This is a genomic window from Streptomyces sp. NPDC090445 (assembly GCF_044769385.1).
Lineage (GTDB): Bacteria > Actinomycetota > Actinomycetes > Streptomycetales > Streptomycetaceae > Streptomyces.
Genome location: NZ_JBIVXV010000026.1, coordinates 28,901 through 46,131 on the forward strand (window position 1 = coordinate 28,901; position 17,231 = coordinate 46,131).

General features: G+C 73.8%; 3 protein-coding genes. All 3 read left to right on the plus strand.

Going from position 1 to position 17,231, the window contains the following annotated elements; genetic code table 11:
• Positions 1-10 precede the first annotated feature (10 nt).
• Genes ACIQUT_RS32235 through ACIQUT_RS32245 form a run of 3 tightly spaced genes read left to right on the plus strand, consistent with a single transcriptional unit; the run spans position 11 to position 17,201 of the window.
• The gene (locus ACIQUT_RS32235) at positions 11-6,442 is read left to right on the plus strand and encodes an amino acid adenylation domain-containing protein (RefSeq protein WP_403568163.1); all 6,432 of its coding nucleotides are present in this window, start codon (positions 11-13) and stop codon (positions 6,440-6,442) included.
• Positions 6,439-14,193: an amino acid adenylation domain-containing protein gene (locus ACIQUT_RS32240; RefSeq protein WP_403568165.1), complete on the plus strand. Its 7,755-nt coding sequence runs from the start codon at positions 6,439-6,441 to the stop codon at positions 14,191-14,193. The genes ACIQUT_RS32235 and ACIQUT_RS32240 overlap by 4 nt, the downstream gene beginning before the upstream one ends.
• Positions 14,190-17,201 (plus strand): amino acid adenylation domain-containing protein, encoded by a 3,012-nt coding sequence (locus ACIQUT_RS32245; protein ID WP_403568167.1) that lies wholly within the window; start codon positions 14,190-14,192, stop codon positions 17,199-17,201. Before ACIQUT_RS32240 ends, ACIQUT_RS32245 begins: the two co-directional genes overlap by 4 nt.
• Positions 17,202-17,231 lie beyond the last annotated feature (30 nt).

A 17,231-nucleotide genomic window follows, 5' to 3' on the forward strand; every position in this document is an offset into this window, starting at 1 on the left:
GGGGGAGCCCATGCACGGCAATCTGATCACCACCCTGCACGAGCACGCCGAGAGGCGGGGGTCGGAGCGGGCGCTGACGTTCGCACCGGAGCTCGGCCGGGGCGGCTCGCTCACCTACGGCGAGCTGAGCGAGGGCGTCTCGGCGGCGGCGGGCGCATTGCGCGAGCTGGCGGGCCCGGGAGACCGGGTGCTGTTGTTGCTGCCTCCCACGGCCGAGTTCGCGTACGCGTTCCTCGGCTGTCTGCAGGCAGGCGTGATCGCGGTGCCCCTGTCACTGCCCGCCAACGAGTCCGCACTGCAGCGCGTGGCCGGTGTGGCGCGCGACTGCGGCGCCCGCGTGATCCTGTCCGTCGCACCGCTGCGGGAGTACCTCGCCGCCACACCGGTCGGCGCGCTGGACCTCACATGGGTCGACGTGGAGACGCTGTCGGGACCTGCTGCCGCCGTGCCCGACATCGCCTCCGACGACGTGGCGTTCCTGCAGTACACCTCAGGGTCGACCCGGGCTCCCCGCGGCGTGATCGTCACGCACGGGAACCTCATGGACAACGAGGCTGCGATCAACCGGGCCTTCGGAGTACGGCCCGACTCCACGGTCGTCAGCTGGCTGCCGCTGCACCACGACATGGGGTTGATCGGCGGGCTGCTGCAGCCCCTGTACGCCGGGGCGCGGGCGGTGATCCTCGACCCGCTCACGTTCCTGCGAAGGCCGATGTCGTGGCTGGAGACGATCTCGGCGGAGCAGGCGGACGTCAGCGGCGGTCCGAACTTCGCCTACGACCTGTGCGTCCGGAAGTCCTCCGCGCAGGAGCGGGAGGGGCTGGACCTGAGTTCGTGGCGGGTGGCCTTCAACGGCGCCTCGCCGGTGCTGCCGCAGACACTGCGCACGTTCACGGAGGCCTTCGCGGTCAGCGGGTTCCGGGCCGCGGCGCACACGCCGTGCTACGGGCTCGCCGAGGCGACCCTGCTGGTGGCGAGCACGGAAGCGGACGAGCCGAGCGAGAGCCGGCTGTTCGACGTGGCCTCGCTCGAAGCCGGCACGGCGGTGGCGCGCCCGGACGGTGCGGCGACGGCCAGGGAGCTGATCTCGTACCGGCTGCCCGACCACGCGACCCTGCGGATCGTGGACCGCGACACGGGCGAGCGGGTGCCCGACGGCCGGATCGGCGAGATATGCGTGGCCGGGGCCGGCAACGGCGCGGGCTACTGGGGCGACCCCGAGGCGACCCGCCGGACCTTCGGCCTCCGCGTGGACGGGAAGCCGTTCCTGCGCACCGGGGACCTCGGGTTCGTCGTCGACGGCCGGCTGCACGTCACCGGCCGGCTCAAGGACCTGGTGATCTCCCGCGGCCGGAACCTGCACCCCGAGGACATGGAGGCCGACGTGGCCGCCGCCCACCCGGCGCTGCGGCCGGGGTGCGGGGCCGTCTTCGGCACGGATGACGACGACGTGCTGGTGGTCGTCCACGAGGTGCGGGCGGACACGCCCGAAGGGCAGTACCGGCACGTCATCCAGCGCATCCGCGGTGTGCTGGCGCGGAACTACGGCGTCCGCGCGCACACGGTCGTGCTGGCGCCGCCCGGCGCGGTCACGAAGACCTCCAGCGGCAAGGTCCAGCGGTTCGCCGCGAAGCAGCGGTTCCTGTCCGGCGAGCTGCCCCACCTGGTGCGGTCCACTCCGGACGCCGGGACCGGCTCGGCGCCGCTGGCCGACCGGGTCGCCGAGGTGAGCGCCGGCGGGTTCGGTGCGGCGGACGACGAAGCGCGGGCCGAATGGCTGGCCGAGGCGATCGCCGCGCACCTGCGGGACCTGTTCGGCACACGCGACCTGGACGTCCGGGACTCGCCGGCGTCACTGGGCGTCGAATCGCTGGTCGCGGTGCGCCTCCAGCACGAGATCGAGAGCCTGCTCGGCGTGCGGCTGCTGCCCAGCGCCGTGCTGCGGACCGAGTCGATCGCCGAGCTCGCCCGGACCGCGCTGGACGCACGTGCCCACATCGCCGCGGCCGCCGCATCGAACGGTCCCCGCCTCACCGAGGCCCAGCGGGCGCTGTGGTTCATCCAGCGCACCAACCCGGGCAGTTACGCCTACAACGTCACCCGCGCCTTCACGCTCACCGCCGACGCCGACCGGCTGACGCGCGCCCTCAACGCCGTCGTCAACCGCCATGCCTCCCTGCGGCTGAAGGTCCGTGACGTCGACGGCGCACCCGTTGCCGAGGTGCGGCCCGAAGCCGCTGTCGTCCCGGACATCGTGGACGCGCGGTCCTGGACGGACGAGCAGGCCGACGCGTGGACCACGCGGTGGGCGACCACTCCGTTCGACCTGGAACACGACTGGCCGGTGCGGGCCGGACTGCTCCAGCGCCGCGATCGGCAGGTGCTCGTACTGTCCCTGCACCACATCGTCTGCGACGTCTCGTCGCTGTCGGTCCTCCTGTCCCACCTGGTCGAGGAGTACGAGCGCGACGCCCCGGTTCCGGCCGCGCCGTACAGCGAGCTGCCGGCCGAGCTGGAGGCCGCCGCGCTCACCCGCGCCGAGGAGCTGGGCGCCTTCTGGCGCGGGCAACTCGACGGCCGGCTGCCGGTCCTGTCGCTCCCGTCGGCGACCCGCCGCCGGGGCTGGGCGGGCACGACGATCCCGTTCCGGGTGCCCGCCGACGTGTCCGCAGGGCTGGCGGCATTCGCCCGCCGGGAAGGACTGACCCGGCACAACGTGCTGCTGGCCGCCTTCCAGGTGCTGCTGCACCGCCTGTCCGGCCAGGCGGACCTGGTGACCGGTGTGCCCGTGGCGGGGCGGGCCGATCAGCAGCTCGCCTCGCACGTCGGCTACCTGGTGAACACGCTGCCCGTCCGGTCCTCGTTACGACGCGAAGGCTTCCGCACGTTCGCCCGGACCGTGCAGCGGCGCGTGCTGGACGCCCTCGACCACCAGGAGCTGCCGTTCCCGCTGCTGGCGGGGCAGCTGGACGTGGACCGCGAATCCGGTGCGCCGCCGGTGTTCCAGGCGATGTTCGGCTACTACACCCGGGCGCTGCCGGGCGGCGAGGACGCGGCCGGGCTCGTGCTCGGCGACGCGTCGGCGGCGCTGGCCCTCGGCGACGGCAGCCTGCGCGCCCACCCCGTGGCGGACCGGGCCGCACAGACGGACATCGCGTTGAACGTCGCCGAACTCGGCGACGGGCTGGAGTTCGGGCTCCAGTACGACAGCGCCCTCCTGCCCCGGGCACAGGCCGAGCAGTTCGCCGCCTCGTACGCGGCCGTGCTGAGCGCGCTGGTGAAGGACCCCGCTGCCGACGTGCTGCGGCTTCCGCTGCTGGACGCGGAGGGCCTGGCCGCGGTGGTCGCCGGCGGCACGGGAGCCCGTGCCGAGCGCGAGGAGCACTACCTGACGGCGTTCCACCGGCACGTCGCCGACAGGCCGGACGCCGTTGCGGTGGACGACGGCACCAGGACGCTGACCTACGCCGAACTCGACCGGCGCGCGAACCACGTGGCGGCGGTGCTGGCCGAAGCAGGCGTGGGCCCCGACACGAACGTCGTGGTGTGCGCCGCAAGGGACGCGGGCTACGTCGCGGTCGTGGTCGGCGTCCACAAGGCCGGCGGCTGCTACGTGCCGATCGCACCCTCCGAGGCTCCCGTGCGCGCCGCACGCATGCTCTCGGCCCTCGACGCCCACGTGGCCGTCACCGACGCCCCGAGCCGCCACCTCGTCGACCACGGCGGCGTGCCGGTGCTCGACGTGGACGAACTGCTGCGCGGCGAATCCGCGCACCGGCCGGCCCTCCGGGCGTCCGCTCTGCACAGCTCCTACGTCATCCACACCTCGGGCTCGACCGGTGTGCCGAAGCCCGCCGTCGTCACGACCAGGGGGCTGACCAACCACCTGTGGCAGATGGTCGAGTACTTCGGCCTGGGCCCGGACGACTGCATCGGCCAGACCGCGCCCGCGTCGTTCGACATCTCGGTGTGGCAGCTGCTCACCGGGCTGGTGGCGGGTGCGCGGACCCGGATCGCCGATGCGGCGTCCCCGGCCCGGCTCAAGGGCGCGATCGACGGTGACGGAATCACCGTGCTGCAGGTCGTGCCGGTGACGATCTCGGCACTGCTGGACGAGGGCTTCCACTGCGAGCCGAACCGGCTGCGTGCGCTCGTCTCCACGGGTGAGGAGCTGACCTGGGACATCGCCCGGCGGTGGCACTCCGAGTGCCCGTCCGTCGGTCTGTACAACGCCTACGGCCCCGCCGAGTGCGCGGACGACGTGACGATCTCCGAGGTCACCCGGCAGGACGACCAGATGCGGCCGGTGCCGATCGGGGCACCGCTGCCGAACACCTCGGTCCACGTGCTGGACGCCGAGCTGGCCGCCGTGCCGTTCGGTGCCGCCGGCGAGATCTGCGTGGGCGGCGACGGTGTGGGGCGCGGGTACCTCGGTGACCCGCGCCGGACCGCGCTGGCCTTCGTACCGGACCCCTTCGCGGCGCCCGGCGCCCGGCTGTACCGGACCGGTGACCTGGGCAGGCGCACCGCGGACGGGGTGCTCGAATACCTCGGCCGGGCGGACCGCCAGATCGCCGTGCGCGGCCTGCGCATCGAGCCGGGCGAGGTGGAGGCGGCGCTGCGCGAGCTCCCCGGCGTGGTGGACGCGGCGGCGAGGACCCACGAGACGCCCCACGGCGTGTCCCTGGTGGCGCACCTGGCGTTCGGCGACGGCGAGCGGTCACGGGTACCGGACGCCGGCGAGTACGCGCGCATCCGGCAGGCGCTGCGGGACCGGCTGCCCCGGCACATGGTCCCGTCGGTGTTCGTACGGCTGGGGAGCCTGCCCCGGCTCGGCAACGGCAAGGTCGACTACGCGGCGCTCCGCTACGTCCCCGCGGTGTCGGACGAGGCCGCGGAGGTCCGCGAGGACCAGGCCGCCGCTGCGGTGCGGGCCGTCTGGTGCGATCTCCTGGAGCGCCGGGAGATCGGCTGGCGCGACAACTTCTTCCTGCTGGGCGGGCATTCGCTGCTCGCCCTGCGGATGCTCGACCGGGTCTCGCGCACGCTGTCGGTCGAACTGGACGTGGAGTCCGTGTTCACGAACCCGTGCCTGGACGAGTTCGTGGAGGCGGTCCGGCGCGCGGGCCCCCGCGCCGGGGCACCGTTCCGTCCGACCGCCGCATCCGTGGCCTGGCCGGTGCCCGCGAGCGCCGCACAGCAGCGGTTCTGGTTCCTGCGCGAGCTCGACGCGGGCAGCCCCGTCTACAACATGCCGGGCGTACTGAGGTTCACCGGCCCGCTGGACCCCGAGGCGCTGGAGCGGAGCCTGCGGGCCGTGCTCGCCGCGCACCCCGTGCTGCTCGCGAGGTTCACCGAGACCGACGGCGTGCTCCACTGGGCGCCCGCACCGGCCGAGGAGTTCGCACTGGCCCACGCCGACCTGCGGGGCGCCGTCGCCGAGTTCGGGCCCGAGGCCGTCGAACAGGTGGTCGCGCAGGAGGCGGGCACCCCGTTCGGGCTGCCGCGCGAACTCCCCTTCAGGGCGCTGCTCGTCCGCAGCGGACACGAGGAGTGGCAGCTGGTCGTCACCATCGACCACATCGTCTGCGACGGACCGTCGCTGCCCGTCTTCCTGCGCCGGCTGGCCGACCACCACAACGGGCGGCCGCCGGCCGGCCCGGACTACACGTACGCGCAGTACTGCGTGGACGAGCACGCCTGGCTGTCCGGCGCGACCGGACTCGCGGACGAATGGCAGGGCGTGCTCTCGGGGCCCCTCGTCACCGCGCCCCCCGGGGAGCCGGGAGGAGCCGCCGGCGCGACACGGCACTGGTTCGAGGTCGACGAGCGGACGGCCGCGGCCGTCCGGGAGTGCGCGGGCAGGACCGGGACCACGCCGTTCATGGTCTTCGCGACGGCGCTGGCCGCCGTACTGCGCGGGGGCGGCGAACCGGAGACGGTCGTACTGGGCACACTGATCGGGAACCGGGACCGCCCCGAACTGCAGGAGGTCGTCGGGCCCCTGCTCAACGTGTCGCTGCTGCCCGTCGCGATCGGGCCGACCGACTCCTTCCACGACGCGCTCAAGCGGATGCGGGACAGCTCGCTGCGCGCCTACCGGTCGCGGTACCTGCCGTTCCAGCACCTGGTGAAGGCAGTGGCGCCGGACGCGGATCCGACGAGCACGCCCTTCGACGTCATGGTCGTGATGCAGCCGCCGGCCGACGGGACGCCCGAGTTCGCCGGAGTCACCACCGAGCTGATCGAGATCGACAACGGCACCTCGCCGTACCCGCTCATGCTCGACATCGAGCCCGGCGGGGGCGGCTACCGCTGCTCCCTGCGGTACGCGGGGGACCGGTACGGCACCGCGGGGATCGCGCGGCTGGCCGAGCGCTACCTGAGGGTGCTCGCCGCGGGCGCGGCGCACCCGGAAGACGCCATCGAGGGGGAGCGATGACCGCGCACGACGTGATGAGGCGCCTGGACTACCTGGGCGTGGCACTGCGGCTGGAGGACGGAAAGATCAAGTTCCGCTCGGCCGGAGCCGCAGTTCCGCCGGAACTGCTGGCGGAGATGAAGGCACACCGCGACGACCTGGTGCGCCTGCTGGCGGGACGGGCCGCGTCCCCGTGGCCGCCTGCCGCGGGCGGCGACCTCGGCGAGCTGACCTGGGGCCAGCGCGGCCTGTGGTCGTCCGACCAGCTCGTCGCCGACAGCAGCGTCTACCACATCTGCGGCGCGGTCCGGCTGCGCGGTGCGCTCGACGTCGCCGCCTTCGGTGCGGCGCTCGACCGGGTCCGCTCGGCGCACCCCTCGCTGCGGACCGTCTTCCGGGCCGAACGCGGTGTGCCCCGCCAGGAGGTGCTGCCGTGCGCCGCAGCACCCGTCGCAGTGGAGGACGCCACCGAGGACGAGTGCCTGCGGCGGTGCGCGGAGCTGGCGGGCACACCGTTCGAACTCGGCACCGAACCGCCCCTGCGCGTCCGGCTGTTCCGGCTGGCGCCCGAGGAGCACGTGCTCTTCGTCGCCGTCCACCACCTGATCGCCGACGGCGAGGCCGTGCGTGTGCTGGTCGACGAGCTGGCGCGCTGCTACAACGGGCTCGAACCGTCCACGGGCGACTTCGGCATGGTCGGCTACGCGAACTGGCAGCACGAGTGGCTGCGCCGTGCGGACCTCGGCGCCGCCCGGCGGTTCTGGCGCGACCGACTGGCCGATCCGGGACTGGGACTCCTGCCGTTGCCGCAACCCGCCGCCGGACAGGGCGGCGGCCAGCACACGGTGCGGTTCGACGCCGCGACCACGGCCGCCCTGCGCGGGCTCGCGGAGTCGTGCCGCGCCAGCCCGTTCGTCGTCATGTCCGCCGCGGTCTCGCTGTTGCTGGCGCACGTGACCGATCGGCGTGAACTGGTCGTCGGCACGCCGGTCGCCAACCGGGACCGCGAGGGCCTCGGGACACTGATCGGGCACCTCGTCGCGATGGTCCCGGTCCGGGTGGACCTGACCGGACGCCCCGCGTTCCGCGACCTCGTCGCACGCGTCAGGTCGGCCGTGCTGACCTCCCTCGACCACGCACGGCTGCCGGTCGAGGTGGTGCGCGACGAGCTGGGCATCCCGCCCGTGACACGGGAGGGCGGCCTGTTCAACGTCGTCGTCACCGACGTCGGCCCGGCCGTGCCGGCGCCGCTGTTCGACGGCCTCGATGCGTCGTTGCTCGACGTCGACCACAACAGCGCCAAGTACGACCTGAACTTCCTCGTCCAGGACGACGGCGACACGCTGTCGGTGGCGATCGAGTTCGACCGCCGGGCCGTCGCGGACGACGACGCCGCCGCACTCGGCGGGCTGCTCGACCGGATCGTCCGCCTGGCCGTACCGGATGCGGACCGTCCGGTCGCCGAGCTGCCCGTCGGCGACGGCCACGCCTGGGGCGTCGGCGCCGCACCGCGCAGGACGCCCGCCCCGCACGACTCGCTGGCCGGCCGCCTCGCCGGGGCCGTCGAGGAGCGCGGCGACGCCGTGGCGCTGCGGCACATGGGCGAGTCGCTGTCCTACCGCGATCTGGGCGTGCGCACCGACGCCGTCGCACGAGGCCTGCGCGCGCGGGGCGTGCGCGGCGGCGACGTCGTCGCGGTGTCGCTGCCGCGCGGCATCGACCTCGTCGTGGCGCTGCTCGGCGTGGTGCGCAGCGGGGGTGCGTACCTGGTGCTGGACGAGGCGTGGCCGCAGGCGCGGATCGACGGCGTCGTCGAGGACGCCGGCGTCCGCCACCTGATCGACGCCGATGCCCTGACGTCACTGGCCGAGGAGGGCCTTGCCGCACCGGAGTGTCCGCCGGTGCCGCTCGACGCCGTCGCCTACGTCATCTACACCTCCGGCTCGACGGGGCGGCCGAAGGGCGTGCACGTCACCCACCGGAACGTGCTGGGCCTGATGGACGGCACGGCCGCCGGGTTCGGGTTCGGCGCACAGGACACGTGGACGCTCTTCCACTCGTGCTCGTTCGACTTCTCGGTGTGGGAGGTGTTCGGCTGCCTGACCACGGGCGGCACGCTCGTCGTGGTGCCGTCGTGGGTCACGCGGGAGCCGGAAGCGCTCTGCCGGCTGCTGCAGCGCGAGCAGGTGACCGTGCTCAACCTGACCCCGTCGGTGTTCTCCGTGCTGTTGCCGGTGGCGGCCGAGCACCCGGACCGGGTGCGCGACATCCGGTACGTGATCTTCGGCGGCGAGGCGTTCGAGCACCGGCTCGCCGAGCGCTGGTACGAGATCGCAGGCGGCGAACTGGTCAACATGTACGGCATCACCGAGACCACCGTCCACGCGTCCTGGCAGCGGATCGCACCGGGCCCCGCCGTGTGGCAGGCCGGTGACATCGGCGGGCCGCTGCCCGGCGGTGCGCTGTACCTCCTCGACCGTGACGGCCGGCCCTGTGCGGACCGCTGCGCCGGCGAGATCCACATCGGCGGAACCGGTGTCGGCAACGGGTACCCCGGCCTGGCGCGGCTCACCGCCGAACGCTTCGTACCCGACCCGTTCAGCCCCGTCCCCGGCGCCCGCATGTACCGGTCCGGCGATCTGGGCCGGCGGCGCGGCGGGCACCTCCACTACCTCGGCCGCGCCGACGGCCAGGTACAGCTCCACGGGTTCAGGATCGAACTGGCCGAGGTCGAGAAGGCCCTGACGGCGCAGCCCGGCGTCGCCACCGCGGGCGCGGCGGTGGCCGGCGGCCGACTGGTGGCCGCCGTGGCGGCCGCCGACGGCAAGCGCATCGAGGCCGCGGACGTGCTCCGCGCAGTACGCCTGACGCTGCCGCGCTACATGGTGCCGTCCGCGGTGTCGGTGGTCGAAGCCCTTCCCCTGACGGCCAACGGGAAGCTGGACCGCGCCGCCCTCGCGGCCCTCCGGACGGTGTCGTCCGCCGAGGACGCGGTGGCGCCCGCCGGCCCGGCCGAGGAGGCGCTGGTCGAGGCGTACCGGGAAGCGCTGGACGCCGGCACCGTCTCGACGGCGGACGACTTCTTCGAGCTGGGCGGCGACTCCATGCGCGCGATCCGGCTGGTGGCACTGGCCCGCGAACGCGGTGTCCACCTGACCGTGCGGGACGTCTACGCCAAGCCGGTGCTCGCGGAACTCGCCGCGGCCGCCGGCGCGCCCGAGCAGGCCCCGACGCGGGTGCCGCCGTTCGGCCTGCTGCCGGAGCGGGTGGCGAGGTCGTTCCCGGACACCGTCGAGAACGCCTACCCGATGACCGCGCTGCAGACCGGCATGGTCTACCACAGCGAACTGGCACCGGAGGCCGCCCAGTACCACATCATGCTGAGCTACACCCTGCGCGCGCCGATGAACCCGGCCGTGTTCCGCGAGGCCGCCGAGACCGTCGTGGGCGCGCACGAGATCCTGCGCACCGGCTTCGACCTGGGCCACCGGTTCGCGCCGATGCAGGTCGTGCACCGCGGCGTCGGGCTCCCGTTGCGGTTCGAGAACATCGAGCACCTCGACGAGCACGGGCAGGCCGCCCGCCTGGAGGAACTGCTGCGGGACGAGAGCAGCAGGCCGGTCGACCTCACGGCGGCGCCGCTGTTCCGGCTCGTCGTGGTGGTGCTCTCGCCGAGCAGCTTCCAGCTGGTCTTCACGCACCACCACGCGATCCTCGACGGCTGGTCGGTGAACCTGTTCTTCGAGGAGCTGGCGTCCAGGTACCTGGACCTCCTCGAAGGCAGGCCGGCACGGCCTGTCACGAGGCTGCGCAGTGGTTTCGCGGACTACGTGGCGGTCGAACGGCAGGCGGCCGACGACCGCGGGAACCAGGACTTCTGGCGCGAGCGGACCACGCCCAACCCCACGGACCTGGCCGGAGAACGCACGGGCCCGCCGGACATGCGGCACGAGCCGGTACCCCTGCCGCACGGCCTCGTGGAGGACCTGCACGCGGTCGCCGCCGAGGCGGGGGTGCCGCCGAAGGCGCTGCTGCTGGCCGTGCACATGCGCGTGCTGGCATGGCTGTCCGGCAGCGACACCGTGGTCACCGGCCTCACGGTGGCGTGCCGCCCGGAGCAGCCGGACGCCGACAAGGTGCTGGGGCTGTTCCTGAACAACCTGCCGCTGCGTGCGGTGATCGGCGGTCAGTCATGGGCCGGGCTGGCCCGCGAGGTCCACGCGACCGAGCTGGAGCTGATGCGCTACCGCTGGTACCCGAACGCGGCGATCCAGCAGCAGTACGGCAGCCGCCCGATCGTGGACACCGGGTTCAACTTCACCGACTTCCACGTCACGCACGACCTCGTGCGCTCCGGTCGGCTCGAGATCACCGGCATCACCGAGTCGGAGTCGACGCACTACGCGTTCGGCGCCGACTTCACCGTGGACATGCGCACCGCACAGCTCAGGCTGTCGCTGGAACACGACGCCTCCGTGGTGCCGCGCGCGAAGGTCGACCTCGCGGTCCGGGCGTACCGCAGCGCCTTGCTCGGACTCCTCGCCCGGCCGGAGTCCTCCTGCCGCGCCACGGGTCTCCTCGGCGCCGGCGAGGAGGCGGGGCTGGTCGCGCGCGGCCGTGGCGTACGGACGCCCGCCACGGGCGACTCCGTCCACGCCATGTTCGAACGGCAGGCGCTGGAGAACCCGGAGAAGCACGCGGTCGAGACCGCCGGGCGGGCGTGGACGTACCGCGAACTGGTCCTGCGCGTGCAGGCCGTCGCGGAGCGGCTCGCCGCACACGGCGTCGGCCCGGGCGACGCGGTCGGCGTCCTCATGCACGCGAACGAGGACCAGGTCGCGGCGTTCATGGCCACGCAGCGGATCGGCGCCGTGTACGTACCGCTCAACCCGGACGACGGCAGGCTGCACCACGAGCACGTCCTGGCGAGCGCGTCGATCCGCGTGGTCGTGTCGGCGGCGAGGTTCCGCGACGGCCTGGCGTGGCTGGAGGAGCGCGGCACACCCCTGCTGCTCGCGGAAGGAATCCCGGACGCACCGGCGGCGGCCGTTCCGGCCGCGGCGTCCCTGCCCGCACGGGCGCCCTCCTACATCGTCTACACCTCCGGCTCGACCGGGAACCGCAAGGGCGTCGTCGTCGGCCAGGACGCGATCGTCAACCGGCTCCGGTGGGGGAGGAGCTACTTCGACCGGGCCGAGGTCGACAGGACGCTGATGACCCGCAGCACCGGTTTCGACGCGGCGATCATCGAGATGCTGGAGACGGTCGTCGCGGGCGGCACGCTGGTCGCCCTGCCGGACAACGGGGGCCGGGACGCGGACCTCGTCGCCGCGGCGGTGCGCGACCACCGGATCACCTGCCTGCACGTGGCGCCGAGCCTGCTCCATGCGTTGCTCGACTCGCCGACGTGCGCCGAGGACCTGGCGACGCTGCGCCTGGTCCAATGCGCGGGCGACGTGCTGCCGCGCGCGCTGGCGAACAGGTTCCTGGAGACCTGCGACGTGCGGCTGGTGAACATCTACGGCCTCACCGAGACCGCGATCGACGCCACGGCCGGCGAGGTGGCCGCGGGCGGCCGGGGCGACGTGCCGATCGGCAGGCCCGTCGGCAACGTCGACCTGTTCATCCTCGACGCCGATCTGAACCCGGTGCCCGACGGCGTGGCCGGCGACCTGTACATCGGCGGCGCGTGCGTGGCCCACGGCTACGGAGGCGAACCGGGACTGACGGCGCTGAAGTTCGTGCCCGACCCGTGGAGCGACCGGCCCGGCGGGCGGCTGCACCGGACCGGCGACCGGGCGCGGTGGGACGCGGACGGGAACGTCGACTTCCTCGGCAGGCTCGACGGACGCCTGTCGATCGGCGGCGTGCGCGTCGACCCGAGCGAGATCGAAAGCCACGCCCGCCTGCACGAGGCGGTGGCCGAGGCCGCCGCAGTGGACCGGCAGCACGCCGACGGGACGGCCGTCCTCACCCTGTTCGTACGCCCGGTCGAAGGCGCCGAGGTGGACGGGCGGGCGATCCGGGACCACCTGCGGCCGCGGCTGCCGCGCACGGCGGTGCCGCACAGCTACGTGATCCTGGACGTGTTCCCGGTGACCACCGACGGCAAGACCGACCGGCGGGCACTGGCGCGGCTGGAGTCCACGGACGCGGGTTCCGGGGCGACCGCACCGCGGACGCCGGTCGAGCAGGAGGTCGCCGACGTCTGGGCGCAGGTGCTCGGCTCCGGGCCGTTCGGCGTGGAGGACAACTTCTTCGAGGTCGGCGGCTCGTCGCTGACCGCCGTACGCGTGGTGAACCGCCTGCGCGCCCGGTACGGCGCCACGCTCCCGCTGGGGTCGTTCATGGACGCGCCGACGATCGAGGACACGGCCCGGGCGCTGGCCGGGGCACCCCTGGCGGCGCCCGTGGAGGCGCCGGCGGGCGCAGGGCGGTACCCGCTGTCCCGGGCCCAGCACCAGATGTGGCTGCTGGAGCAGAAACTGCCGGGGCTGCCGCTGTTCGGCATGCCGGGTGCCGTGGAGCTGCACGGCCCGCTCGACCTGCCCGCGTTGGAGAAGACGTTCGCCGAACTGATCGGCAGGCACGAGGCGTTGCGGACCCGCATCACCGCAGACGGACAGGTCGTGCAGATCGTGGAGCCCGCGGCGGAGTTCGCGGTGGAGACCGTCGACCTGCGCCACCGCCCGGCCCCGGCCGCCCGCTGCGAGAGGCTGATCGCGAAGGCCATGCGCGAACCGATCGACATCGGCCGGGCACCGCTGATGCGGGCCGTCGTCTACCGGGTCGCCGACGAACGGCACGTGCTCTTCCTCAACGTCCACCACATCGTCTGCGACGGCTGGTCGCTGGCGGTGCTGTTCGACGAGGCCGGCCGCATCTACACGAGCCTCGCGGCCGGTGAGCAGCCGGCCCGGCTGCCTCCCGCGCCGGGCCTCGGCCGGTGGGCCGTGGAGCGGCAGGACTGGCTGCTCGGGGACGCCGCCGCACGCCAGCGCGACCACTGGCTCGGCAGGCTGGCCGCGCCGTGGCCCCGGCTGGGCGGCAAGCAGGAGACCAGGTTCGCGCGGTTCGGCGAGGGAGGCGTGGCGGAACGCCTGCGCTCGGCGAGCTGCCGGCTGCGGATCTCCCGCGCCGACACCGAACGCGTCAGCGAGGGCGCCAAGCGGCACGGAATGACGGAGTTCATGGTCGCGCTGACCGCGTACGCCTCGACGCTGCGCGCGTGGAGCGGACAGGACGACATCCGCATCGCCACGATGCTCGCGAACCGGGTGGGCCACGGAGTGGAGGACACCGTCGGCCTGCTCGCGAACACGGCGGTGCTGCGGCTGCACGTCGACGAGGACGCCGCCCCGCTGGAGCTGGCCGCGCAGAGCCGCCGGGTGTGCGTGGAGGCGCAGCAGCACCAGGAGTTTCCGTTCGAGGAGCTGCTCGACGCGCTCGACGCCGAGTACCCGGACCGGATGCGCGTCGACCCCTTGTTCGAGGTGATGTTCGTGATGCAGGAGGAGTACCGCGAGGCGGACGCGATCGGGGGTGTCCGGATGGCGCCGTACCGGTCCGACGGCGGCCTGTTCTCCGGCTCGATCAGCGCCACGACCTGCGACCTGGTGCTGAACGCCGTGCCGGAGGACGGGGAACTGGTGCTGGAACTGCGGTACAAGCCGGCGACCCTCGGCCGTGCGGCGGCGCGGGGACTGCTGGACGACATCGGCGCCGCGCTGTCGGCGACCGCGGAGTCGCTCTGCCGGGAGGAGGCACGATGAACACGGACCTGCTGTCCTCGTTCCACGCGCGGCTGGCGCAGGACCCGGCCGCGGTGGCCGTGGCGGAGGACGGGGCGACCCGCACCTACGCGGACCTCGACCGCGAGTCGGCCGGCTACGCCGAGGCGCTGCGCGCCCGCGGGGTCGGGCCGGAGACCGTGGTGGCGATCGTCTCCGACCGCTGCGCGCAGTACGTGGCGATGGCGCTCGGCGTGCTGCGGGCGGGCGCGGCGTTCGTACCCGTCGAGCCGCACACGCCCGTGCGCCGGGCCCGCCAGGTGTGCGACACGGCGGGCGTCCGCCTGCTGTTCGTGCGGCCGGGCCACGAGGCCTACGCGGCCGGGCTGGGACCGGCCGTGCTGTCGGCCGCACCCGGGGGTGCGGCGGGGGAGGCCGCCGTCCGGCACCCCGGCGGCCTCGCGTACGTCATCTTCACTTCCGGTTCCACGGGCGCGCCGAAGGGCGTGATGGTCGTGGACGAGGGCATGGACAACCACATCGCGGCCAAGGTCCACGACCTCCGCCTCGGGGCTGCGGACGTCATCGGGTTCACGGCGCCGCTGTCCTTCGACATCTCGGTGTGGCAGTGCTTCACCGGCATGACGGTCGGTGCGGCCGTCGCGGTCGCGTCGCCGCTGAACATCTCGGAGCCCGCCGAGCTGGCCGAGTGGGTGCGGCGGCACCAAGTCACGGTGCTGGAGATCGTGCCGTCGTTCCTGTCGGTGCTGGTGGAGCAGTTGCGCGACGACGCCCGACTGCGCGCCGCCCTCGGCTCGCTGCGCTTCCTGATCGCCACCGGGGAGGCGCTGCCCTCACACGTCGCGCGGCGCTGGTACGCATGCTGCCCCGACATCCCGGTGGTCAACGCCTACGGACCCACCGAGTGCTCGGACGACGTCACCCACCACTTCGTCACCGCGCAGGAGTGCGCGAACGGGACCTTCCCGCCGATCGGCCGGGAGATCCAGCACACGCGGATCCACCTCGTGGATGCCGCCGGCCGTGCGGTCGAGCCCGGCGACGAGGGCGAGCTGCTGGTCGGCGGCATCGGTGTCGGCCGCGGATACATCGCCGATCCGGTGCGGACCGCGCTCGCGTTCGTGCCGGACCACCTCGGCGGCGAGCCCGGGAAGCGGCTGTACCGCACGGGGGACCGCGGCACCCGCAGGCCTGACGGGGCGATCGACTTCCTGGGCAGGCGCGACCGCCAGGTGAAGGTGCGCGGGCACCGCGTCGAGCTGGGCGACGCCGAGGCGCAGCTGCTGCGGGTGCCGGGCGTGGTCGCCGCGGCGTGCGTGCTGTCCGGCGACCGGCTCCACGCCTTCGTCACGGGCCACGCCGGACTGGACGGCGCCCGGGTGCACGAGCTGGTCCGCGCGTCCGCACCGGGCTACCTGGTGCCGCACCGGGTGACCGTACTGGAACGGATGCCCACGAACACCTCCGGCAAGGCGGACCACCGGGCCCTGAAGGAGCTGACGCAGGTCGCGGTCGCGCCCGCCGAGGTGACCGGCTCCACGCTGGAGGACGTGCAGGCGGTGGTCGCCGAGGCGCTCGGCGTGCCGTCGGTGGGCCCGGACGACGACTTCTTCCAGGCCGGCGGCGACTCGCTGCGGGCCATGGCGCTGGTGTCGCGCGTACGCAAGAGGTTCGACGCGCCGGGCACGCCGCTGCGGGCGTTCCTCGCGGACCCGACGGCGCGCGGACTCCACGCCGCACTGGAGACCGCCGCACCGAAGCAGGCGGCGGACCTGCCGCCGGGCGCGCTGTCGTCGGGACAGGAGCGGCTGTGGTTCCTGGAGCAGCTGCACAAGCGCAAGGCCCCGCAACTCATCCGGCTGGAGCTCACGCTCCGCGGGGACCTGGACCGGCGCGCCCTCCGGCACGCCCTGGACGCCGTCGTGATCCGGCACGAGCCGTTGCGGACGGTCTTCTCCCAGCAGCGCGGGGTCCCGGTGGGCACCGTGTGGGCGAAGGCGCAGGTGGCGCTGGAGGACCCCGCCGCGGTGGACGGGCCGGCCCGGGGCGACGGGCCCGGGCTGTCGTCGCACACCGCACGTCCGCCGCTGATGACGGCGGGCCTGGTGCGCACCGGCCCCGGCCTGCACGTGCTGACCCTGGTGCTGCACCACCTCGTCGCCGACGGCTGGTCGCTGGTCGTGCTGGCGCGGGAGATCGCCGAGTACTACCAGCAGTGGGTGGACGGCGAGACGGAGGTGCCGCTGCCGGACACGACGTTCGGCGGCTACGTCAGCCAGGAGAGGCAGTGGCTGGAGAGCGCGGAGGCCGGCGAGGCCGAGCGCTACTGGACCGACCGGCTGGCCGGAGCGCCGCCCGTGCTCGAACTGCCGCTGGACCGGGAACGGCCGCAGTCCCCGGATTTCACGGCGGCCCACGTCGTGCACGAGCTGACCGAGGCCGAGACCGCCGCGGTCGCCGCGCTGGCACGGGAAGTGAAGGCGACTCCGTTCATGGCCGTGATGGCCGCGTTCTACCAGGTGCTGCGCGAGGCGAGCGGTACGGACGACATCGTGATCGGCATGGACTCGGTGAACCGGTCGTGGCCGGGCAGCGAGCAGCTGATCGGCACGTTCGTGAACCAGCTGCCGGTGCGGTTCGCCACGCCCGCCACGGCGTTCCGCGAACTGGTGGAGCTCGCGCGCCGGCAGTGCCTCGGCGCGTACGAGCACGAGAGGCTGCCGTTCCACCGGATCGTCGCCGCGGTGAACCCGCCGCGCAAGGCGGGGCGGTTCCCGCTCTTCCAGGCGAAGGTCACCCAGCAGGGCGCCTGGCGCACGGGAGTGTCGCTTCCCGACATCGAGGTGGTCCCGACGGAGCTGGCGGAGCCCGAGACCGATCTCGACCTGCTGCTCGACGTGTCGGGGGAGGCGAGCAGACTCCGGCTGGAGCTGGTCTACCGGCCCCAGGTGACCGATGCGGAGACCGCCGGGCGGTGGGTGGCCGCGGTCGGCGACGTGCTGCGCGGCGCAGGGGGTGTCCGCACGTGAACCCGTCCGTCACCGGAGGACCTGAAGTGC

Bases quoted from the DNA above. Each gene is read 5' to 3' on its own strand.
- ACIQUT_RS32235 (WP_403568163.1), top strand. From the start codon at position 11: ATGCACGGCAATCTGATCACCACCCTGCACGAGCACGCCGAGAGGCGG.
- ACIQUT_RS32240 (WP_403568165.1), top strand. From the start codon at position 6,439: ATGACCGCGCACGACGTGATGAGGCGCCTGGACTACCTGGGCGTGGCA.
- ACIQUT_RS32245 (WP_403568167.1), top strand. From the start codon at position 14,190: ATGAACACGGACCTGCTGTCCTCGTTCCACGCGCGGCTGGCGCAGGAC.